The following is a 21,917-nucleotide window of genomic DNA, read 5'->3' as shown; positions in this document are numbered from 1 at the left end:
TGCAGGTCGGAACTTACCCGACAAGGAATTTCGCTACCTTAGGACCGTTATAGTTACGGCCGCCGTTTACCTGGGCTTCAATTCAGAGCTCTCACCCCTCCTTTTAACCTTCAGGCACCGGGCAGGCGTCAGACCCTATACGTCGTCTTGCGACTTCGCAGAGCCCTGTGTTTTTAATAAACAGTCGCCACCCCCTGGTTTGTGCCCCCAGCTTCCACTTGCGTAGAAACCGGGCCTCCTTCTCGCGAACTTACGGAGGTATTTTGCCGAGTTCCTTCAACATCGTTCTCTCAAGCGCCTTGGTATTCTCTACCAGTCCACCTGTGTCGGTTTAGGGTACGATCTTATAGAGGGGCTATTTCCAGGGACCTCTCAGCAGCCCATTCAAACCAATAAGGATGAACTACCTTCGAGATCCGTCGCCACCTCATGGCCCAGGAATATTGACCTGGTTCCCATCGACTACTCCTTTCGGCCTCGCCTTATGGGTCGGCTTCCCCTGCTCAGATTAGCTTTAAGCATTAACCCTTGGACTTGCGGCGAGAGTGTCTCTCCCACTCTTTGTCGCTACTCATGTCATCATTCTCGCTAGTGATCTCTCCACCGGATGGCTCACGCCCCGGCTTCATCGAAAGCTCCGTGTCTCCAATCCTACCGAAGTAGGTAAGGAGACATGGAACTATGTCACACTACGCTCTGCTACCATGCACTATGTGCATCCTCAGCTTCGGCTCATGGCTTGAGCCCCGTTACATCTTCGCCGCAGGACGTCTTAATTAGACCAGTGAGCTGTTACGCTATCTTTAAAAGATGGCTGCTTCTAAGCCAACTTCCTGGTTGTTTTGGACATCCCACCTGCTTTCCCACTTAGCCATGAATTAGGGGCCTTAGCTGGAGGTCAGGGTTGTTTCCCTCTCCACTACGGACGTTAGCATCCGCAGTGTGTCTGCCATCTAGTACTCCCGGGTATTCGGAGTTTGGTTAGGATCAGTAAGCCTGTGGGGCCCCATTACCCATCCAGTGCTCTACCCCCCGGGGTATTCGGATGACGCTCTACCTAAATAGATTTCGCAGAGAACCAGCTATCTCCGAGTTTGATTGGCCTTTCACCCCTAGGCACAGCTCATCCCGATCTTTTTCAACAGATGTGGGTTCGGTCCTCCAGTGCATGTTACTGCACCTTCAACCTGGCCATGCCTAGATCACTCGGTTTCGGGTCTGATCCCACGAACTCATGCGCCCTATTAAGACTCGCTTTCGCTGCGCCTACACCTAACGGTTTAAGCTTGCTCGTGAGACCAAGTCGATGACCCATTATACAAAAGGTACGCTGTCAGGCCGCAAGGGCCCTCCAACTGATTGTAGGCGTTCGGTTTCAGGTACTGTTTCACTCCCCTCGTCGGGGTGCTTTTCACCTTTCCCTCACGGTACTGGTTCACTATCGGTCAGTAAGGAGTACTTAGCCTTCGAAGGTGGTCCTCCGATCTTCAGACAGAATTTCACGTGTTCCGCCCTACTTAATACGTCCTATCATGCTTCGAATACGGGGCTATCACCCGCTATGGCCATGCTTCCCAACATGTTCTTCTCGCACTCAAGGCTCGGCTGGTCCCCGTTCGCTCGCCGCTACTAGGGGAGTATCAATTGATTTCCTTTCCTCCGGGTACTTAGATGTTTCAGTTCCCCGGGTTTGCTCTTTTAAACCTATGTATTCAGTCTAAAAGTACCTGGTTAAGCCCATTATTGATTACCGAAGTAACAATAACAAACTTTCAGGTGGGTTGCCCCATTCAGAAATTCATGGATCAAAGCTTATTCTCAGCTCCCCATGACTTATCGCAGAGTATCACGTCTTTCATCGCCTCTTACTGCCAAGGCATTCACCAAACGCCCTTCTCGCGCTTGATCTGATCCAGAAATAAACAGCCTAAGCTGTCAGGACATCGGAAGCTGGTAAGAAACCGATGCCACAATCTCTGAACCAAAAAGTTACTTTCCCGCATTTATGATGCGAAAGTCGTTTCACTACTAAGACTGTGATGTCGGTCGCAGCCCCTTCGCAAAACAAACATCATAAATACAATTGGTTCTTAAACCTCGCGGAATAAGAACCGGGTTAGTGTACTTGACTTGGACAACTCTGTCGTTTCAATCCGGCATACTCATGGACGTCCGAGGAAACAGACGTGTTCACAAGCTCGCATCACATGCTTAATGTCCTACCGCCTATTCGGCTACTTGAGGACAAGAAGTGTTCCGATCAACCCTGCCGAAGCACGATAGATCAAAACCCATGATCAGCACCAAACTGAGATCATCCCCACACTCGGGGCGATCAACAGTGTTGTTGATTGTTTCTCTCTTTACGATATCAATGCGTCCAATTGGACGGTTAAGAACTGCGCACAGTGCTTAACGATCTAATTGTATATGGTGGGTCGAGGAGGACTTGAACCTCCGACCTCACGCTTATCAGGCGTGCGCTCTAACCACCTGAGCTACCGACCCGTTTTTGATTTTGCCTGCGGCAAAACAAAAATCAGAATGTGGTTGTTCAAGGTGACCGATGCTTGGTGGAGCCTAGGAGGATCGAACTCCTGACCTCCTGAATGCAAATCAGGCGCTCTCCCAGCTGAGCTAAGGCCCCTTGCTGAACCCCTGATCTTTAGGGGCTCGATTGTCTGAAGAGATATGAGGACGGCTCGGTCCGAAGGACATCTTGCGATGCCCCGATGTTGATCAGTTTTGATTACTGATCATTGCTAAGTGTTCCACGAGTATGAACAAGTTCATGCTGACTAGGAACATCCTTAGAAAGGAGGTGATCCAGCCGCAGGTTCCCCTACGGCTACCTTGTTACGACTTCACCCCAGTCGCTGAGCTCACCGTGGTCCGCTGCCTCCATTGCTGGTTGGCGCACGGCCTTCGGGTAAACCCAACTCCCATGGTGTGACGGGCGGTGTGTACAAGGCCCGGGAACGTATTCACCGCGTCATGCTGTTACGCGATTACTAGCGATTCCGACTTCATGGGGTCGAGTTGCAGACCCCAATCCGAACTGAGACATCTTTTGGAGATTAACTCACTGTAGATGCCATTGTAGCACGTGTGTAGCCCAACCCGTAAGGGCCATGAGGACTTGACGTCATCCACACCTTCCTCCCGCTTATCACGGGCAGTTTCCCTAGAGTGCCCAGCCGAACTGCTGGCAACTAAGGATGTGGGTTGCGCTCGTTGCCGGACTTAACCGAACATCTCACGACACGAGCTGACGACAGCCATGCAGCACCTGTCACTAGGTCTCTTGCGAGAAAGCCAAATCTCTCTGGCGGTCCTAGGATGTCAAGGGTTGGTAAGGTTCTGCGCGTTGCTTCGAATTAAACCACATGCTCCACCGCTTGTGCGGGCCCCCGTCAATTCCTTTGAGTTTTAATCTTGCGACCGTACTCCCCAGGCGGAATGCTTAATCCGTTAGGTGTGACACCAACAAGCATGCTTGCTGACGTCTGGCATTCATCGTTTACGGTGTGGACTACCAGGGTATCTAATCCTGTTTGCTCCCCACACTTTCGCACCTCAGCGTCAGTATCGAGCCAGTGAGCCGCCTTCGCCACTGGTGTTCCTCCGAATATCTACGAATTTCACCTCTACACTCGGAATTCCACTCACCTCTCTCGAACTCAAGACCAGGAGTTTATAAGGCAGTTCCAGGGTTGAGCCCTGGGATTTCACCCTATACTTTCTGATCCGCCTACGTGCGCTTTACGCCCAGTAATTCCGAACAACGCTAACCCCCTCCGTATTACCGCGGCTGCTGGCACGGAGTTAGCCGGGGTTTCTTTACCAGATACTGTCATTATCATCTCTGGCGAAAGAGCTTTACGACCCTAAGGCCTTCATCACTCACGCGGCATGGCTGGATCAGGCTTGCGCCCATTGTCCAAGATTCCCCACTGCTGCCTCCCGTAGGAGTCTGGGCCGTGTCTCAGTCCCAGTGTTGCTGATCATCCTCTAAAACCAGCTATAGATCGTAGACTTGGTAGGCCGTTACCCCACCAACTATCTAATCTAACGCGGGCCGATCCTTCTCCGATAAATCTTTCCCCCGAAGGGCGTATAAGGTATTACTCACCGTTTCCAGTGGCTATTCCTTAGAGAAGGGCACGTTCCCACGCGTTACTAACCCGTCCGCCGCTCACTCCGAAGAGTGCGCTCGACTTGCATGTGTTAAGCCTGCCGCCAGCGTTCGTTCTGAGCCAGGATCAAACTCTCAAGTTGAAAGCATGTTGCCATGCTGTCCTTGACGTTCGAACCTCTGCACATCTTCAATACTCAGGACCACCTTTGGGGGCAGGTCCCTATGTTCACCCGGCTAAGGATTGAACACGTACTGAAAGTCATCTGTTTGATTGTGCTTCAGTTTACCAAAGTAAACAAAAGTCCGTTCAAACAGTGAAGCTGACACTCTATAATCGCACTACCGCGTTGCTACTTGAGCGCAACGGCATTACTAAGAGCGTTGATATACAGACGTTGATCCATCGAAATGAACCAAACCGCCCACATATCTCTTCAGTTATCTATCAATGTCAAAGAGCGTGCCACCCAGAGGCCAAAAACAAGACCAGTGCGCTGAAATTCCCCAGCGCGCCCGCCTGCCTAATCTTCCAAATGCCCCAGTCTATCCTGAGCGTCTCAACCGTCTCTCCGGCCAGTCCCACCGCCTCTCCGGTGCGTCTCCACTGTCTTTCCAGTGTGTCAGCAGCGTCTCCGCCGCGCCCCAGCTGCGTATCGTCGCTGCCGGTAGAGGGGGTTCTAGTGTTAACTCACAGAAGCCGCAACACCTAATTTCACAAAAAGCCACTTTTTTTGAAGATACTCTCTTTTTCCCATATTTTCATGATCTTAATGGAAAATTAAAATGACCGTACAACGGCTTTTCACATCGAACGGCTGCTGGGACACCCAAAACGGGAAACCGCGATCCAGACTCAGACAGCTGCCCGTTTTGGGGCAAAGGAAAGCCGCGTACACAGCAGCGCCAAGATCACAGTCAAGTAGATCAGCGGCTCTATCTGAAAGCCTTTTACCAGCATCACATAGTGCAGTCCGCCCAGCAAAACCGCCGGGTACGCCAAAAGGTGTATCTGCTTCCAGCGGCGCCCAAGACGGCGCACCGACCAATTGTTTGACGTCAGCGCGAGGGGCAACATCAGGATAAAGGCCGCCATGCCGATGGTGATATAGGGACGTTTGGCAATATCTGCGAGGATCTGGCTGACAATCTGAACATCCAGCACCAGCCAGACCAACAGGTGCAGCACCACATAGGAAAAGGTCACAACACCGATTGCCCGGCGGAACTTCATCAGATTCACCCTAAGGAGCCTGCGCAAGGGCGTCACCGCAAGCCCGAGGATCATCAGCTGCAAGGCACGCTCTCCCATGGCATGTTCCAGCGCCTTGACCGGATCTGGCCCCAACCCACCTGTGACACCATTATAGAGCAACCAGGTCGGATAGATCCCGCCAAGGAGATAAATCCCCCATACGGGGAACCTGCGCAGCGTCTGGTTTACAAAGTCGATCATTGCGGGTCTGGTCCTCATACCAAAGGCAGTGCTCACCTGCGCATGTGTTGCCGGGCGGATGTATTGCGAACGGCCACAGGTGCCCTCTTTAGATAGGTCACAACCGGTGCGCGCCCAAATCGATAGCGCCAAGATCACCGAGAGTTCAGCGGTGTTACAGTTTGGCCCCCGCCCCTTTGGCACCCCTGACAGGTTTGCCCTACAAGACAGTCATAGTTGCGGCCCGGTAGAAATACCAAAGGGCCGGGGTTTCCCCCGACCCTTTGGTATGCGTCGATCCCTGCGCCAAAGAGCAAGGGGTCAGAAGTGTTCCGACAAATCCATGCCATCATAAAGGGCGGCAACCTCAGCCTCGTAGCCGTTGAACTTCAGCGTATCCTGACGGCTGGCAAACAACCCGCCTCCGAGACGCCGCTCGCTGGCCTGGCTCCAGCGCGGATGCGAGACTTCAGGATTCACATTACTATAGAAGCCATATTCACGGGCATTCGCCATATTCCAGCTGGTGGGCGGCTCTTCATCCGTGAGGGTGATGCGCACCACGGATTTGATCGATTTGAAACCGTATTTCCACGGCACCACCAAACGCAGCGGCGCGCCGTTCTGATTGGGCAGATCTTTGCCAAAAATGCCGGTGGCCATCATGGTCAGTGGATGCATTGCCTCATCCAGACGCAGGCCCTCGCGGTAGGGCCAGTCAAGCACTTGATAGGCAGTGCCGGGCATCTCCGAAGGGCGGTACAGGGTCTCAAAGGCCACGTATTTCGCCCCGGTCTGCACACCCGCCAGCGCCAGCAGGTCTGCCAACTCGAAACCGGTCCAGGGCACCACCATCGACCAGGCTTCGACACAGCGGAACCGGTAGATGCGTTCCTCGAGGGTCATCTCACCGAGGATCTGCTGAAAACCATAGTCACCGGGGCGATCCACCAATCCGTCGATCTTGACGCTCCAGGGGGAGGTGGTGAGGGAGCCCGCATATTTCGCAGGATCGCCCTTGCCGGTGCCGAACTCATAATAGTTGCAATAGGTGGTCACATCTTCCCAGGAGTTCGGTTCAAGCGTTTCGGCCTGAGCCTGTCCCGGCAGCGCCCCCATTCCCGCCAGCCCGGCCATGCCCCCCAGCCCCGCCATGATCTGACGACGGTTCATGAATGTGGCCTTGGGAGTCACATCGGCAGGGGTGAGGGTATTGGTCCAACGGCGGGCCATGGCGGTCTCCTAAATACAAACAGTTATCCTTTGGCCTAACCCAGCGATTGCGTCAGGCCAAAACATATCCTGTCACGTCTGCGCGACGGCACTGTAACTTGGCATGATTTCATTCATCGGGCGCGAGTGACCGTTTTCCTGCATGATACGCACATGGCGGCGCCGCAGCTTGCGCGGCTCCGTGACGCCGACGGAATGCGCGATGGTTTCGACCTCGTGAATGATCTCGCTGGCATAGCGCGCCACGCGCTTGTACTTGTCCTCAACCACCAGCCCTTTTTGGAATCGCGGATCATGCGTGGTGATACCGGTGGGACAGGTGTTCTTATTGCATTTCAGCGCCTGAATACAGCCGAGCGAGAACATGAAACCGCGCGCCGAGGTGACGAAATCCGCCCCCGCAGCCAGCGCCCAAGCGACATCGCCGGGATTGACCAGCTTGCCGCTGGCGATCAGGCGAATGCGATCCCGCATGCCATATTCATCGCGCAGGTTGCAGACCAGCGGCAGCGCTTCGCGCACCGACATGCCGACCAGATCGATCAGCGGCATCGGTGCCGCACCGGTGCCACCTTCGCCGCCATCGATGGTGATGAAATCCGGCGCATCGTCAGGACGTGCCGCGATATTCATGAACATCTCGCGCATCACCACCTCAGATCCGACAACGGTTTTGATCCCCACTGGCTTGCCCGTCACCTCCCGGACATGGGCAATCATGTCGAGCAGATCATCAAAGCTGGCGATCTCAGGATGGCGATTAGGTGAAATACTGGCCTCCCCTTCCGGGATGCCGCGAATGGCTGCGATTTCGGCGCTGACCTTTTCTGACGGAAGGATGCCCCCCTTGCCCGGCTTGGCACCCTGCGACAGCTTCAGTTCAAACATTCGCACGGTTGGGTTCTCTGCCACCTCGCAGAGCTTCTTGTCACTTATGCCACCTTCAGGATTGCGCACCCCATATTTGGCGGTGCCAATCTGAAACACGACGTCACAGCCCCCCTCAAGGTGAAAGGGGCTGAGACCACCCTCGCCGGTATTGAGCCAGACACCTGCCTCACGCGCGCCGCGGCTGAGGGCGCGCACCGCGGGCTTGGACAGCGCACCATAGCTCATACCAGAGATGTTGAAAAAGGAGGGCGCATGATAAGGCACCCGCGCCCCAGCCCCAATCACCAGTGGCTCGCTGCTGGCATATTGGTCGTCCAGCGGTGGAAAGGGCGCGTTGACGAAAATCGGCGTGCCGGGAACGCTGGTGTTTCTGGTTGACCCAAAAGCTACTGTGTTGCCCACACCTTCGGCAGCGCGCCCAACCCATTCACGCTGCGCGCGGTTGAATGGCAGCTCTTCGCGATCCATGGCAAAGAAGTACTGACGGAAGAATTCCCCCAGCGCGCTGAACAGGTGCCGGAACCGACCCAGGATCGGATAGTTGCGCCGAATAGCATCATGAGTCTGTAACCGGTCCGTCACAAAGAGCACCAAGGCCACCATTGCCAGGGCTCCGAGCAGAAAAACAAAGCCGATTGCGAGGAATTCTATAGCCTTTGCCGCAAAACCCATGCAAAAACTCCTATATATTTATACGACAGGTGGCCCAGCGCTGCCTGTCTCTTGCCCTCAAACTGCGGGGGATATCCGGATTGAGCAAGCCACAGACGATCACATTGGGAGAAGTCAGATGAAACATATTGCCGCCGCCACACTGGGTCTTTGCCTCATGGTGGGGTTCACCGCCCCTGCACAGGCTCAGGATATGGTTTCGTATCAGAGCGAACTTGCCTATGACGACGTGACCTTTGGACTGGAAAGCGCCATCACAGACCGCGGCTTGGTGGTCGACCATGTCAGCCATGTGGGCGACATGCTGGAACGGACCCGTGGCGATATCGGCTCCGACGTGGTGTTGTTTGACAAAGCCGATGTCTATTCCTTCTGCTCGGCCAAACTGTCGCGCCAGGTGATGGAAGCAAACCCGATGAATATCGCCTTTTGTCCCTATGACATCTTTGTCGCCCAGCGCCCCAGCGAAGACAAGGTCACCATCGGTTTTCGCAGCTTCCCTGCTGGTGAGATGCAAATCATTCAAGAGCTGTTGGACAGCATCGTGCAAGAAGCCATCGAAGAATAGAATTTGGGCATGTCGCGATGCCAACACGACCCTTAAACACAGAGAAAGCCCGCCAGGGCCGGCGGGCTTTTCCTTAGGTGGCCGTGAAAAAATGATCCCTGTTAAGTTGGACGCGATCAGCGTTTGTCGTCTCAGGGACATTTTTCCAAGGATCTTTTGCCAGGGATCTTTTTTTGACGTCAGCTTCCTGATTTTGAACGCTTTTCATTTTCAAGGCGCACAAATTCAGCCGCATTGATCTGCGCTGACTGCGGCTTGGAGAAATCCGCATGAACCGGGTTCGGAATGTGGTCCAGTGATGATCCGGTTGCCGCATCGATACCGATGCCGATCACCCCACCTGCCAGAATATTGCCTGCCAGTGCTGCACCGCCTGTCTCGCGAACCTGTGTCGAGACATTGATGGTGCGCGTGGCGTTGCCTTGCCTGAACGTGGCAACAAATTTCTGCTTGCGCTCTATACGTAGGATACAGGGCGTCGTGCAATGCATGCCGTTGCTGGTTTCCACTTTCAGGCCGCTTGGTGTTGATGTGAATTGCACATCTTCGCTGGTGCCTTTGGTCACTGTTGCGCAACCAGAGAGTGCCGCTGCCGTTGCTGCAGCCAATACAAAAGTCTTCACTCAAAAATCCTTAAAGATTAGTCCATTCTGGATAATCCCCTAAAGCTGAGCGAGACAGCCTGTCAATATGAACGCAACGCCAACATGAATACGGCCAATTCAATTGGCAATAAAAGCTCAAAGCACGGTCCTGCCCAAAGGAAAAGGCCCGCCACTGGGGCAGGCCTTAGCTTTGTCCAACTCAGCAATAACTGGCTGTGAACATCAGTGCACCACGGCATCATCCGGTTTTGGACGCTCGGTAGTGCCAAGACGATCGCCAATGATCAACCCATCACTGCCTGCAGAAACCGGCACCGTATCGCCATCCTTGATATCACCACTGAGCAGCAGTTCCGCCAAGGGGTTCTGCAGTGCACGCTGGATCACTCGTTTCAGAGGCCGCGCACCAAAGACTGGGTCGTAGCCTTCATCGGCCAGCCAAGTTTTGGCCCCCTCATCCAGGATCAGCGTGATCTTGCGATCAGACAAACGCTTGGCCAGACGTGCCAGCTGGATATCGACGATACCATCCATATCCTGGCGCGCCAGACGATCAAAGATGATGGTCTCATCCAGACGGTTAAGAAATTCCGGGCGGAAGTGCGCCCGCACCGCATCCATCACGTCGCGTTTGGCATCTGCAGCATCCGCCCCTTCGGGCAGCTGGCTGAGCGCCTGCGCACCGAGATTTGAGGTCAGAATGATCAGCGTCTGTTTGAAGTCCACAGTACGGCCCTGTCCATCGGTCAGCATACCGTCATCCAGCACCTGCAACAGCACGTTGAAGACATCCGGGTGCGCCTTTTCGACTTCGTCGAACAGGACCACCTGATAGGGACGGCGCCGCACGGCTTCGGTCAGCACACCGCCTTCTTCATAGCCGACATAGCCCGGAGGCGCACCGATCAGACGGGCTACTGCGTGTTTCTCCATGAACTCCGACATATCGATACGCACCATGGCGTTGTCATCATCAAAGAGGAAATTCGCCACGGCCTTGGTCAGTTCGGTTTTACCAACACCGGTTGGCCCGAGGAACAAGAAAGACCCAAGCGGGCGGTTTTCATCGTTGAGACCTGCCCGGGCACGCCGCACCGCATTGGCCACTGCCGTCACCGGCGCGTCCTGGCCAATCACACGGGAATGCAGCTCATCCTCCATGCGCAGCAGTTTTTCGCGCTCGCCTTCCAGCATACGAGAGGTCGGAATACCGGTCCAGCGTTCCACTACTCCGGCGATCTGCTCAGGACGGACGGCCTCTTCGACCATCACGCCCTGCTCTTCGCGCGCCTCGGCTTCGCCCAGCTGCTTTTCAAGATCCGGAATAACGCCATAGGACAGCTCACCGGCGCGGGCCAGATTGGCTTCGCGCTTGGCGATCTCCAGCTCGGCGCGAGCCTTGTCCAACTGCTCCTTCAGATCACGGGCCCCCGCCAGCTTGTCACGCTCGGCCTGCCACTGCGCCGTCATTTCCGAGGATTGCTCCTGCAGATCAGACAATTCTTTTTGCAACACATCCAGACGATCCCGCGACGCCGCATCATCCTCGACCTTAAGCGCTTCCTCTTCGATCTGCATCTGCAGAATCTGGCGGTCCAGCGCGTCCAGCTCTTCGGGTTTGCTGTCCACCTGCATGCGCAGACGGCTGGCCGCCTCGTCCATCAGATCAATGGCCTTATCCGGCAAAAAGCGGTCGGTGATATAGCGGTTGGATAGTGTCGCCGCAGAAACCAAAGCGGCATCCGCGATACGCACACCGTGGTGCAGCTCGTACTTTTCCTTGATGCCGCGCAGGATCGAGATGGTGTCCTCGACCGTGGGCTCCTGCACCACAACGGGCTGGAAACGCCGGGCCAAGGCCGCGTCTTTTTCGACATACTTGCGATATTCATCCAGCGTGGTCGCACCAATACAGTGCAATTCACCCCGCGCCAGAGCAGGCTTGATCAGATTGGCCGCATCCATAGCACCGTCTGATTTACCCGCGCCCACCAGCGTGTGCATCTCATCAATAAAGAGGATGATCTCACCAGCGGCCTCCGTGACTTCGGTCAGAACCGCTTTCAGGCGCTCTTCGAATTCGCCGCGATATTTGGCACCGGCGATCAGCGCACCCATGTCCAGCGACAGAAGCTGCTTGTCGCGCAGGCTCTCAGGCACATCACCATTGACAATGCGCAGGGCCATGCCCTCGGCAATCGCAGTTTTACCCACGCCAGGCTCACCAATCAGAACCGGGTTATTCTTGGTACGGCGCGACAGAACCTGCATGGCGCGACGGATTTCCTCGTCGCGGCCAATAATAGGGTCGATCTTACCTTCGCGCGCAGCCTCGGTGAGGTCGCGGGCGTATTTCTTCAGCGCATCATAGCCTTCTTCGGCGGTCGCTGTATCAGCGGTGCGGCCCTTGCGAATGTCATTGATCGCTTCATTCAGTTTCTGCGCTGAGACATCGCCTGCATCCAGTGCGTCCTTGGCCTTGGATTTCACCATGCACAGCGCCATCAGCACCCGCTCTACCGGGACAAAGCTGTCACCTGCTTTTTCGGCAATTTTGGTGGCCTCATCCAGCACCTTGGCGGTCTGACCATCCAGGTAGACCTGCCCGGTGTCACCACTGACCTTTGGCAATTTGGCGACAGAGGCCTCCACGGCCTCAACCACGCGGGCTGCATCGCCGCCAGATTTTCCAATCAGATTGCTGGCCAGCCCCTGATCGTCGTCCATCAATGCTTTGAGAAGGTGTTCCGGCATCATCCGCTGATGCTCTTCGCGCATGGCAATAGTCTGCGCTGCTTGCACAAAACCACGTGCCCGCTCGGTGAACTTGTTCAAGTCCATATCTATCTCCTTTTACAAGCGCCCAAAATCTTGGATGGCGCCCGCTTTGCGGCACGCCCCGGCTCGGGCCTCACATCCAATTTGGGAGGTCTTTCTGCCTCTTCAAGGTGTTTGTGCCGCCAAATTGCTGCCAATTCCCTGATTTTTGTCAAATTCCGGACTGTAGAAATTATTTTTTGGGCTTTCCCCGCATTCTGGAGCGCAGTAGGAAAGCGCCATCCCTCACAGCCCAGATTCCGGAGATATCCCATGTCCCAGACCACAGCCGACGACCGCCTGATTGTTGCCATGGATGTCCCAGACGCCCTTGCGGGTTTGAAACTGGCCGAACAGCTGGGCGATGCGGTGTCTTTTTACAAGATCGGTCTCGGCATGCTGACCGGGGGCGGGTTGGCGCTGGCCAATGAGCTGAAGCAGGAACAGGGCAAACGCATCTTTCTGGACATGAAGCTCTTTGACATTGGCGCCACTGTTGAGGCCGCCGTGCGCGGTCTGGCGCAGTTCGATCTCGATTTTCTCACCGTACACGGCGACCCCTATGTGGTGCAGGCCGCCAAGGAAGGTGCTGCCGGTAAGGACATGAAGATCCTCGCGGTCACCATCCTCACCTCGCTGGATCGGGCAGATCTGGATGGCGCGCTGATCAAACCCGGCGAGATCCCTGATTTGGTGCAGGAACGTGCAGGCAATGCCTTTGCCGCTGGGGCTGATGGTGTCATCGCCAGCCCACAGGAGGCCGCCTTGATCCGCGCCCTGCCCGAAGCGGCTGGAAAACTGATTGTGACCCCTGGCGTGCGTCCCGCCGGTGCAGCCTTGGGTGATCAGAAACGCGTGGCGACACCCGGATCGGCGATTGCGGATGGGGCAGACCATATTGTTGTCGGTCGCCCGATCTGGCAGGCGGAAACCCCCCGCGCCGCAGCCCTTGCCATTCTGGATGAACTGAAATCCATCTAGCCCCCCGTTTCATTTCCTATGCCGAACCAAACCGGCGAAACAGGATACAAACAACCCAGCGATGGCCGCTGAAATTGGCCATTTGCCGGGTCTGCGGGCAAATCAGACCAGCCTTCAGGGCTATTTGCACAAATTTTCATCACAATAAAAACTTGGGTTGAATACGTTCGTATACGCAAACGATTCGCTGCGCCCGAAGCTTCCCTAACGTCAACGTCATGAATTCAGGCATAAATCTCGGTGGGGGCTGCTTTTCTGTGCCAAATTGTCCCGTGGTAGGAAAGCCACAGATCGGCGCATGGCGACACATTCTGCTGCGGGGTTCTTTGCCAATAGGCTCTCAGTAGGGGATTCTACAACAGAGACCCTCCCCTGACGAACTCCTCTTCCTGAGGTTCGTCTCCTGGCCCCCGATGAAATGCGGGGGTTTTTTTTTCCCCAAGACCTGCTTTTCCAGTCATTCCCCTGCGAGAACACCCGCCGAGAACACCCGCGCCTATAAGAGGCAGGCCCATCATCCGGCCAGCTATAGGCCTGCATGCCGCAGATACCCGCGCAGATGCTCTGCAAAATGCGGCACAGCCAGTGCATCGCGGCAATAGGCATGCGGGTCCATCAGGCGCCAACATTGGCCTTCGGATCCCAACGCAACCCTACGCACCAGATCCGCCGGTTGATGGCTGACAAAGAACCAGACAGTTCCGCGCGCACGCTGGTAGCTCTCCGACCAGCTCAGATCCGTTTCAGACAGATCCAGCCCGACCTCTTCAAAGGTTTCGCGCAGCGCACAATCCTGCGGGCTTTCGCAGCCCTCACGGCCCCCACCCGGTAGATCCCAATATCCAGGGTAGGGAATATCCGGCTTGTTATCGCGTTTGATGACCAGCAGGTCAGGGCCCAGAAACAGAGCGAGCTTTGCGCCGGAAAATTCCATATTCAGCACCCCGAAACGGGCTTCCTCTAGAGACAATCGTCGGGGAGGCCGATAAAATGCGGCTCACCCTTCGCAAACAGATATAGCCCCCAGCGCCCCATGCAAGCCCTTTGCCAAGCCCTTTGTCGAGAATGCCTGTCCCAAATCCCGCCGCAACGGCGCTGCCCCCATTGTGGCAGCCCGCGGATCAAGCAGCATGCCGAACTTTTCTCGCTGACGATTGCCCATATGGACTGCGATGCCTTTTATGCCAGCGTTGAAAAACGAGACAATCCCGAACTCGCCAGCAAGCCCGTGATCATCGGGGGCGGCAAACGCGGTGTGGTCTCAACCGCCTGTTATATTGCGCGCATTCGCGGCGTGCGTTCCGCCATGCCCATGTTTCAGGCGCTGAAACTCTGCCCTGATGCGGTGGTGATAAAACCGCGTATGTCGGTCTATGTCGAAGTCAGTCGGGCGGTGCGGGCTCTGATGGATGAACTCACCCCCGAGGTTGAACCCCTGTCGCTGGATGAAGCCTTCATGGATCTGTCAGGCACCGAAAAACTGCATGGTCGACCGCCGGCGGTGATGCTGGCCCGACTGGTAAAGCGCATGAAGGATGAGCACGGCATCACCGGCTCCATCGGACTGTCGCACAACAAGTTTCTGGCCAAGGTCGCCTCGGATCTGGACAAGCCGCGCGGTTTTTCGGTCATCGGCAAGGCCGAAACGGATGATTTTCTGCGCGAAAAACCGGTGCGGCTGATCTGGGGTATTGGCCCTGCCGCGCAGGCCTCGCTAGAAAAGGCCGGGATCCGCACCTTTGCCGACCTGCTACGCTGGGATCGCCGCGATCTCAATCAGCGCTTCGGTGGCATGGGGGACCGCCTGTGGCATCTGGCCCGGGGCCAGGACCGCCGCCGCGTTTCGGCCAATGCACCGGTCAAATCCATCTCGAAAGAAACCACTTTCATGGAAGACACCGCAAATCTTGCGGTATTGGACGGTCACCTATGGCGGCTGGCAGAACAGGTCTCTGATCGCGCCAAGGCAAAATCCATGGCCGGGCGGGTGGTCACGCTGAAATTGAAACGGGCCAATCATTCGGCTCTCACCCGGCGGATCTCGCTTTATAGCCCTACCCAGCTTGCCGATACAATCTACCGTCAGGCGCGCGCCCTGCTGGATCAGGTCGGAGATCAGGGAGCCTATCGGCTGCTGGGCTGCGGGATCTCTGATCTGGTGCCGGAAGACCAGGCCGATACCAGCGGTGATCTGCTCGACCCACAAGCGGGGCAACGGGCACAGGCGGAACGCGCCACCGATGCGATCCGCAAAAAGTTCGGTGATGGGGCTATCCTGAAAGGTCGCGCCCTGCGTTAGCTACCGCCAAGCAGGTTATCCCTTATTCTGCGGCAACTGGCAGTTCGTCCTGTCTGATTCTGGATATTTCCGCGGCCACCCCGCTCAGCAGCGCTTTGACCCTGTCAAAATCGGCATTTGGGCGCACGGTCTTCTCATCCATATACAGTGCGCGGTCGATTTCGACCTGGATGGCATGTTGGCGGCGCGAGGGACGACCATAGGACTGGGTGATATAGGCCCCCGCAAAGGGAGCGTTGCGCACCACCCGCAACCCGGATCGGACAAACGCCGCCTCGACCCGATCCATTACCCCGGCGCTGGCCGAAGATCCGAAACGATCGCCAAGAACCACCTCGGGCGGCAGCCCCGGACGGGCGGGCATGGACGCCACCGCTTCGTGCGGCATCGAATGGCAATCAATCAGCACCGATTGGCCAAAGCGGACCTGCGCCTGCTGCAACAGCTCCTGCAAGGCTTGATGATAGGGGTGCCAGTACCGCGTGATCCGGTGATCCACCTCACTTTGGGACAACTTCCCCCGATAGATTGCCCGCGCGTTAGCCACAACCCTTGGAATCACCCCGAGCCCAGAAGCAACCCGTGGATTTACTCCCCGACGTGCGACCCCTTCAATCAGGGCCGGGTCAAGCTCCTCGGGCGCGCGGTTGAGATCAAGATAGGCACGTGGCTTTACCGCCGCCAGCAAAGGGGCACCAAATTTCGGAGCCTCGGCAAACAATTGATCGACAAAGGCGTCTTCGGAACTGCGAATCTGCTGCCCGTCCAGAATCGAAGCTTGCAGAAAGGCGGAATCATAGTCAGATCCGCTATGTGGCGAGGCAAAAACCACGGCCGATGTCAGCTCTTGTGGTGAAACGATGGAAAATGCACGCTGTGACATGGGTAGTTTTGCCCTTGGTTTCCTGAAATCACCATAGAGCGAAAATTCTCTGGTCAAAAGCTCTTGCACCCCTTCGCGACTCTGATTATAGACCCCTTCACCGGCGCGGCTCTCCGCGCCCCATTCGTTTCTGGGGCAAGAGGTCGCAAGGGTTTCATGGGCGCTTAGCTCAGCGGTAGAGCACTTCGTTGACATCGAAGGGGTCACAAGTTCGAACCTTGTAGTGCCCACCATGAATTCACTCGCTCTGGTCGTCAGACTGGAGCACCCGCAAACCCAGGCGCTGGTTCGCGCCGCAGAACAGGAGAATGGCTATGAAAGTCAAGAACTCGCTCCGCTCGCTCAAGAACCGGCACCGTGATTGCCGCGTTGTGCGTCGCAAGGGCCGCGTCTATGTTATCAACAAGACACAGCCTCGCTTTAAAGCGCGCCAGGGCTGAGACTAAGATCTCGCTCTAATCGGAAGAACCGCATCCTAGGATGCGGTTTTTTTGTGTTTGATCTCCATGTTTGACAGAACAGTATTCCACTGCACCAGCCCCGTTCCCTCAGACGGCCTGTGCCCTGCGGCCTTACCTAGCCTTCAGTCCGGCCCCCAATCTGGCTCTCAGTCTGGCTCTCTACGTGGTTCTGGCTCCCCCTTCCATCCTGACCTGTCCTGTCCTGACCTGATCTACACAGGATCTGTCCGATCAGACAGTGCGCATTGGGTAGATGGTTTTTTCTGATTATTTTTGTCAGTTACTATTCCCATCCGGTGATTCTTTCTATAATTGACTAAATCAGTCGGACACTCCGCACGTCACATTCTAGATCGGAATCGATATGTTGAAAGCCACCACCATCCTCGCCGGCGCGCTTGTCGCCACAGTCGCAACCTCTGCTGCTGCCGAGGGTGAGCTGAACCTCTATTCGTCACGCCACTATGACACCGACGAGCGTCTCTATTCGGATTTCGAAGAGGCCACTGGCATCACCATCAATCGCATCGAAGGCAAAGCGGATGAGCTGATCGCCCGCATGTCCGCCGAGGGCGCCAACTCGCCCGCCGATATCCTGCTGACTGTCGACACCTCTCGCTTGGCCCGCGCTAAAGACGCAGGCATCCTGCAAAGCACCGACAGCGCTGTTCTCGAAGCCAGCATTCCTGGCTACCTGCAAGATGCAGACAACCAGTGGTTCGGATTTTCCCAGCGTGCTCGCATCATCTTTTTTGACAAGGCAGAGGTGGCAAACCCACCCCGCACATATCTGGACCTCGCTGATCCCGCCTACAAAGGCATGATCTGCATCCGCTCCTCGAGCAATACCTACAACCAGACACTGCTGGCCTCGATCGTGACCCACCATGGCGCCGACGTCGCCAAGGACTGGGCCGATGGCGTAGTTGCCAACATGGCCCGCGCGCCACAGGGTGGCGACACCGACCAACTGCGCGGCATCATTTCCGGCGAATGCGAAATCTCGGTCGCCAACAGCTACTATTTTGCCCGTTCAATCCGCAAAGAGGTCAAAGGTCTGTCGGCAGAGCGTGACATGATTGGCTGGATCTTCCCCTCGCAGGACGCCGAAGGCGCCCATATGAATCTGTCGGGTGCGGGCATTGCCGCCCATGCGCCAAACCGTGACAATGCGGTGAAATTCCTAGAGTACCTCGCCTCCGAGCAGGCCCAGCAGTATTTCTCGGCCGGCAATGATGAATTCCCAGCCGTTCCCGGCGTTGGCCTGGCCCCAAGCATCGCCGCTCTGGGTCACTTCAAGCCCGATGATGTAAACCTGTCGGACGTGGCAAAGAACATCCCCGTGGCACAGAAAATCTTCAACGAGGCGGGCTGGGAATAACTCCACACCCACTGACATGCTGAAATTTCAGGCAAGGCGCGGGGTTTCCCGCGCCTTTTCGCGTTGCAATCTTGCCAAATGCAGCCGGGCACGAAATCCTCACCCCAGAAGCTTGAGTACAGTGCTTCTGATCCAATCTCTCTCATCTTTATTGGCAGGTCCCCAACATGACTTCTACTCCGGCGATCCGCCTTCTGGCGGCTGATGATCTGGGCCACCATCTGTTGGCGCTGAGCGATATTCTGACCTGCTGCGTGCAGGCCGGTGCCAGTGTCGGTTTCATCCTGCCCTTTGATCAGGACGCAGCCGCCAGTTTTTGGCAGGGCCAGGTCTTTCCTGCCGTCCAGCGGGGCGAGGCCTTGCTCTTTGGCGCCTTTCAGAGAGGTACCCTTGTCGGCACGGTGCAACTACGGCCAGCGATGCCCGCAAATCAGCCGCACCGCGCGGATGTGGGCAAGCTGCTGGTGCACCCACAAGCCCGCCGAGCAGGCATCGGTCGCGCCCTGATGACTGCACTGGAAGCCGAGGCCTGCCGCCTGCAAAAGCGACTTTTGCTGCTCGACACCCGGTCCGGGGATCCGTCACAGCATCTGTACGAAAGCCTTGACTATAGGGTTGCCGGATCCGTTCCCGGTTTCTGCCTGCACCCCAATGGCGAGGCGTTTGAGTCAACGACCTATCTCTACAAGACCCTGCCCTAACAAAACCCTCCCTTAGCCGACTGGACCGCCGTAACCTCTGCCCCTATAGCTCACTCCAGTTAGGCATCATCGGCAGGAGAACAAAATGCGCGAAAAGGACACCGCGTGGCTATTGGGCAGGCCGCAATGAGCCGCCTCCCCGTCACCATTCTCAGCGGCTATCTTGGGGCTGGAAAAACTACCCTGATCAACCGACTTCTGGCCGAGGGTCACGGGCTTCGCCTGATGGTGATCGTCAATGATTTCGGCGCAGTGAATATAGATGACGCCCTGATCAAAGCCGAAGACGGCGACACCTTGGCGCTCACCAACGGCTGCGTCTGTTGTAGCATGGATCAGGACCTGCAAATGGCCCTCCGTCGCATTGTGATTGCGGCGGATCGGCCGGATCATCTGCTGATCGAAGCCAGTGGGGTGTCTGACCCGGCTGCCATCGCCAAAACCGTCCAAAGCATCCCCGAGCTCAGCTATGGCGGTATCGTCTCGCTGGTGGATGCGCAGAATACCCCGGACCTGCTGGCCGACGCAGCCGTGGCGGATCTGATACGCCAGCAGATCTCCTGTGCCGATCTGGTACTCGTCACCAAGGCAGACGACATTTCGTCGGCCCTGCGCAGCCAACTCGGCGAGATCGGCGCACGTGGACTGCGCCTGCTGGGTAAGGAGCCACTGGCCGATCTGTTGTTTGATGTGATGCCGCTCCCTCAGGGGCACAGGGCGGTTGCCCATCCCGCCTTTTCCACCTGGCAATGCCAGAGTTCGATACCTGTTGATCGGCGGGCCCTGGGAGACAAGCTATCAGCACGGCCTACGGGGCTATACCGGATGAAGGGATTTGTTCTGACCAGCGGCGGCGGCTATGAGCTGCACATCGTCGGGCAGCACGTCGAGGCCAAACGCTGCGATGCCACCGAAACGCAGCTTGTGGCGCTGGGACCGGCGGATCAGATCAGCCGCGCAGAGATCGAGGCCTGGTGGGAAAGCTGACCCAGTCGTCCCGGTTCAGTGATTCAGTTCCGTCAGCTGCGGCGTCCCACCTGACGACAAATCAGGATAACTGGCAAAAGGCCCACTGCCATTATCACCAGCGAGGGCACAGCCGCGCCCTCTAGCCGTTCGTCCGAGGCAAGCCGATAAGCCTGAACCGCAAGGGTGTCATAGTTGAAAGGGCGCATGATCAGAGTGGCCGGAAGCTCTTTCATGACATCGACAAAAACGATCAACAGGGCCGTCAGCAGACTGGGTGTCAACATCGGCAGATGCACCCGGCGCAGCATCCCCAAAGGCCCCTGCCCCAACGAGCGCGCAGCAGCATCCATATTGGCATGTACCGTGGACTGCCCGCTCTCATAGGCGCCGAGGGCCGCCGCCAGAAAGCGCACCATATAGGCTGCCACCAGCAGCCAGATCGAACCAGTAATCAGCAGCCCCGTGCGAATCTCAAAATTGGCACGCATCCAGGCGTCAAAGGCATTGTCCAGTGCTGCAAAGGGCACCATCAGCCCTACCGCAATCACCCCGCCAGGCACCGCATAGCCCAAACGGGACATATAGGCCGCCGTCGCCGAAGGCGCCCCAGGTCGTAGTCGCTGATAAAAACCCAGACAGATCGCGGCCATCACCGTGATGATTGCCGCCGAAGTCGCCAGTACCAGAGAGTTCTGCAAAAAGCCAATATACCGGCGGCTCAGCAGATCCTGTTCGGATTGCAGCCCCATGTTGAACAGAATGAAGACCGGCAGCAAAAAGCCAAAACAGACCGGCAAGGCACATAGTACCCAGGCCCCTACCGCATGCATCCCTTTCAGGTCCGCAGGCGGCATTGCCATATGCTGTTTGCCTGCCTGATGATAGCGTGCCTTGCCGCGGGTGGAGCGTTCGACCACGGCCAGCATCAGGGCAAAAGACAACAGACACAGGGCCAGCTGCGCCGCTCCAGCCCGGTCTGCCAGGGAGAACCAGCTGGTGTAGATGCCTGTCGCAAAGGTCTGCACCCCAAAATAGGAAACGGTGCCGAAGTCAGCGATGGTTTCCATCACGGCCAGCAACACCCCTGAGGCAATGGCCGGTCGCGCCATCGGCAGACTCACCCGCCAAAACGCGGCAAAGGCACTTTTGCCCAGGGCCCGCGCCGCCAGAAAGGCACCACCGCTTTGCTGCAGAAATGCTGCACGCGCCAGAAGATAGACATAGGGATAAAGCACCAGCACCAGCATCACTGAAGCACCACCCATGGAGCGAATTTCCGGAAACCAGTAGTCCCTTGGCCCCCAGCCGGTGACATCACGCAGGGTGCTTTGCACGATACCAGGATGATCCAATACAAAGGTATAGGCATAGGCCAGAACATAGGCCGGAAAGGCCAGCGGCAGAATCAGGGCGATCTCAAAGAAACGCACCCCGGGAAACCGTGTCATGGTAACCAGCCAGGCCGCCCCCACCCCAATGGAAAACGTCCCGACCGAAACCAGCGCCACCAGGCCTGCGGTGGTCAGCGCATAGCGGGGAAGCACCGTCTCAGTCAGATGTGTGATGGTTTCAAACCCGCCGGTCAGAGCTGCCAGAGCCACCGCCACCATGGGCAGGATGCAGGCGAGGGCCACGGCCCAGGCCAGCATGGCAAAGGCCCGAGAGTTGGAATGACGCCCACGGCGGCTTCCATTCGGAGCGGTAACTTTAGTATCGCAGGCGGTTGTCATCGGTTCTGCTCTTGGCTGTTTCACCCTATTTCGATCATTTTGGTCAGAAACTCCAGCAGGAAACCTGTTGCAGCCCCTGAAGCGCGGCCGAACAGGCCATCAAGATCACGCGCCATCGCTCAAAAAGAAACCCCCGAGCGCCGAAAAGGCAGCCCG

At 56.7% G+C, this 21,917-nt stretch carries 15 protein-coding genes, 3 tRNA genes and 2 rRNA genes; 8 read left to right on the top strand and 12 right to left on the bottom strand.

The features are described 5' to 3' along the window. From PH5382_RS03720 to PH5382_RS03690, 7 genes are all read right to left on the bottom strand, one after another. Positions 1-1,908 (bottom strand): 23S ribosomal RNA (locus PH5382_RS03720); the annotation flags it as partial. A 523-nt stretch (positions 1,909-2,431) separates the two neighbouring features. Beyond that, positions 2,432-2,508 (bottom strand) — tRNA-Ile (locus PH5382_RS03715). 63 nt (positions 2,509-2,571) lie between these two features. Beyond that, positions 2,572-2,647, bottom strand: a tRNA-Ala gene (locus PH5382_RS03710). Positions 2,648-2,814: 167 nt separating this feature from the next. Beyond that, a 16S ribosomal RNA gene (locus tag PH5382_RS03705) occupies positions 2,815-4,278 on the bottom strand. Positions 4,279-4,991: 713 nt separating this feature from the next. Further along, on the bottom strand, positions 4,992-5,588 hold the full coding sequence (gene msrQ / locus PH5382_RS03700) for a protein-methionine-sulfoxide reductase heme-binding subunit MsrQ (RefSeq protein WP_156414830.1): 597 nt from the start codon (positions 5,586-5,588) through the stop codon (positions 4,992-4,994). Positions 5,589-5,891: 303 nt separating this feature from the next. Then, complete coding sequence (gene msrP / locus PH5382_RS03695) at positions 5,892-6,803, bottom strand: protein-methionine-sulfoxide reductase catalytic subunit MsrP (RefSeq protein ID WP_058332986.1); 912 nt, start codon at positions 6,801-6,803, stop codon at positions 5,892-5,894. A gap of 72 nt (positions 6,804-6,875) precedes the next feature. Further along, entirely contained in the window at positions 6,876-8,366 is a 1,491-nt protein-coding gene (locus tag PH5382_RS03690) for an FMN-binding glutamate synthase family protein (protein ID WP_058332985.1), read from the bottom strand. 118 nt (positions 8,367-8,484) lie between these two features. Between PH5382_RS03690 and PH5382_RS03685 the strand changes: the two genes are divergently transcribed. Then, a complete protein-coding gene (locus PH5382_RS03685; RefSeq protein WP_058332984.1) occupies positions 8,485-8,934 on the top strand; it encodes a DUF302 domain-containing protein in 450 nt (149 codons plus the stop codon). Between the two features lie 179 nt (positions 8,935-9,113). Here PH5382_RS03685 and PH5382_RS03680 read toward each other — a convergent pair whose 3' ends face one another. Both PH5382_RS03680 and clpB read right to left on the bottom strand, forming a co-directional pair. Beyond that, positions 9,114-9,557 (bottom strand): translation initiation factor 2, encoded by a 444-nt coding sequence (locus PH5382_RS03680; RefSeq protein WP_197409987.1) that lies wholly within the window; start codon positions 9,555-9,557, stop codon positions 9,114-9,116. Between the two features lie 204 nt (positions 9,558-9,761). After that, positions 9,762-12,380 (bottom strand): ATP-dependent chaperone ClpB, encoded by a 2,619-nt coding sequence (clpB, locus tag PH5382_RS03675; RefSeq protein ID WP_058332983.1) that lies wholly within the window; start codon positions 12,378-12,380, stop codon positions 9,762-9,764. A gap of 249 nt (positions 12,381-12,629) precedes the next feature. Here clpB and pyrF point away from each other — a divergent pair, with 249 nt between their 5' ends. After that, positions 12,630-13,337: an orotidine-5'-phosphate decarboxylase gene (gene pyrF / locus PH5382_RS03670; RefSeq protein WP_058332982.1), complete on the top strand. Its 708-nt coding sequence runs from the start codon at positions 12,630-12,632 to the stop codon at positions 13,335-13,337. A 526-nt stretch (positions 13,338-13,863) separates the two neighbouring features. On the opposite strand, the gene PH5382_RS03665 is transcribed toward pyrF, so the two are convergent. Next, on the bottom strand, positions 13,864-14,271 hold the full coding sequence (locus PH5382_RS03665; RefSeq protein WP_058332981.1) for an NUDIX hydrolase: 408 nt from the start codon (positions 14,269-14,271) through the stop codon (positions 13,864-13,866). A gap of 99 nt (positions 14,272-14,370) precedes the next feature. Between PH5382_RS03665 and PH5382_RS03660 the strand changes: the two genes are divergently transcribed. After that, positions 14,371-15,636, top strand: a complete 1,266-nt coding sequence (locus PH5382_RS03660; RefSeq protein WP_082645552.1) for a DNA polymerase IV — start codon at positions 14,371-14,373, stop codon at positions 15,634-15,636. A 22-nt stretch (positions 15,637-15,658) separates the two neighbouring features. Here PH5382_RS03660 and PH5382_RS03655 read toward each other — a convergent pair whose 3' ends face one another. Further along, positions 15,659-16,519, bottom strand: coding sequence for an N-formylglutamate amidohydrolase (locus PH5382_RS03655; protein ID WP_058332979.1), 861 nt, complete (start codon positions 16,517-16,519; stop codon positions 15,659-15,661). A 158-nt stretch (positions 16,520-16,677) separates the two neighbouring features. On the opposite strand from PH5382_RS03655, the gene PH5382_RS03650 reads away from it, so the two are divergent. From PH5382_RS03650 to PH5382_RS03630, 5 genes are all read left to right on the top strand, one after another. Then, positions 16,678-16,752: transfer RNA gene (locus tag PH5382_RS03650), tRNA-Val, on the top strand. Positions 16,753-16,833: 81 nt separating this feature from the next. Continuing rightward, the gene (gene ykgO, locus PH5382_RS03645) at positions 16,834-16,959 is read left to right on the top strand and encodes a type B 50S ribosomal protein L36 (RefSeq protein ID WP_058332978.1); all 126 of its coding nucleotides are present in this window, start codon (positions 16,834-16,836) and stop codon (positions 16,957-16,959) included. Between the two features lie 385 nt (positions 16,960-17,344). Next, a complete protein-coding gene (locus PH5382_RS03640) occupies positions 17,345-18,361 on the top strand; it encodes an extracellular solute-binding protein (protein WP_058332977.1) in 1,017 nt (338 codons plus the stop codon). Between the two features lie 167 nt (positions 18,362-18,528). Then, positions 18,529-19,062 carry a GNAT family N-acetyltransferase gene (locus PH5382_RS03635; RefSeq protein ID WP_058332976.1) on the top strand — a complete coding sequence of 178 codons (534 nt, stop codon included), beginning with the start codon at positions 18,529-18,531 and terminating at the stop codon, positions 19,060-19,062. Positions 19,063-19,188: 126 nt separating this feature from the next. Continuing rightward, positions 19,189-20,049 (top strand): CobW family GTP-binding protein, encoded by an 861-nt coding sequence (locus PH5382_RS03630; protein ID WP_058333023.1) that lies wholly within the window; start codon positions 19,189-19,191, stop codon positions 20,047-20,049. Positions 20,050-20,081: 32 nt separating this feature from the next. Here the strand turns inward: PH5382_RS03630 and PH5382_RS03625 are convergent, their stop codons facing one another. Next, positions 20,082-21,761, bottom strand: coding sequence for an ABC transporter permease (locus tag PH5382_RS03625; RefSeq protein WP_058332975.1), 1,680 nt, complete (start codon positions 21,759-21,761; stop codon positions 20,082-20,084). Positions 21,762-21,917: the final 156 nt, after the last annotated feature.

It is taken from the genome of Phaeobacter sp. CECT 5382 (assembly GCF_001457775.1).
Classification (GTDB): domain Bacteria; phylum Pseudomonadota; class Alphaproteobacteria; order Rhodobacterales; family Rhodobacteraceae; genus Pseudophaeobacter.
This window is presented reverse-complemented; position numbering and strand designations above follow the sequence as displayed.

Bases quoted from the DNA above. Each gene is read 5' to 3' on its own strand.
- PH5382_RS03685 (WP_058332984.1), top strand. From the start codon at position 8,485: ATGAAACATATTGCCGCCGCCACACTGGGTCTTTGCCTCATGGTGGGG.
- PH5382_RS03625 (WP_058332975.1), bottom strand. From the start codon at position 21,761: ATGACAACCGCCTGCGATACTAAAGTTACCGCTCCGAATGGAAGCCGC.
- PH5382_RS03640 (WP_058332977.1), top strand. From the start codon at position 17,345: ATGTTGAAAGCCACCACCATCCTCGCCGGCGCGCTTGTCGCCACAGTC.
- PH5382_RS03635 (WP_058332976.1), top strand. From the start codon at position 18,529: ATGACTTCTACTCCGGCGATCCGCCTTCTGGCGGCTGATGATCTGGGC.
- clpB (WP_058332983.1), bottom strand. From the start codon at position 12,380: ATGGACTTGAACAAGTTCACCGAGCGGGCACGTGGTTTTGTGCAAGCA.
- msrP (WP_058332986.1), bottom strand. From the start codon at position 6,803: ATGGCCCGCCGTTGGACCAATACCCTCACCCCTGCCGATGTGACTCCC.
- ykgO (WP_058332978.1), top strand. From the start codon at position 16,834: ATGAAAGTCAAGAACTCGCTCCGCTCGCTCAAGAACCGGCACCGTGAT.
- PH5382_RS03665 (WP_058332981.1), bottom strand. From the start codon at position 14,271: ATGGAATTTTCCGGCGCAAAGCTCGCTCTGTTTCTGGGCCCTGACCTG.
- PH5382_RS03655 (WP_058332979.1), bottom strand. From the start codon at position 16,519: ATGTCACAGCGTGCATTTTCCATCGTTTCACCACAAGAGCTGACATCG.
- PH5382_RS03660 (WP_082645552.1), top strand. From the start codon at position 14,371: ATGCAAGCCCTTTGCCAAGCCCTTTGTCGAGAATGCCTGTCCCAAATC.
- PH5382_RS03630 (WP_058333023.1), top strand. From the start codon at position 19,189: ATGAGCCGCCTCCCCGTCACCATTCTCAGCGGCTATCTTGGGGCTGGA.
- PH5382_RS03690 (WP_058332985.1), bottom strand. From the start codon at position 8,366: ATGGGTTTTGCGGCAAAGGCTATAGAATTCCTCGCAATCGGCTTTGTT.
- pyrF (WP_058332982.1), top strand. From the start codon at position 12,630: ATGTCCCAGACCACAGCCGACGACCGCCTGATTGTTGCCATGGATGTC.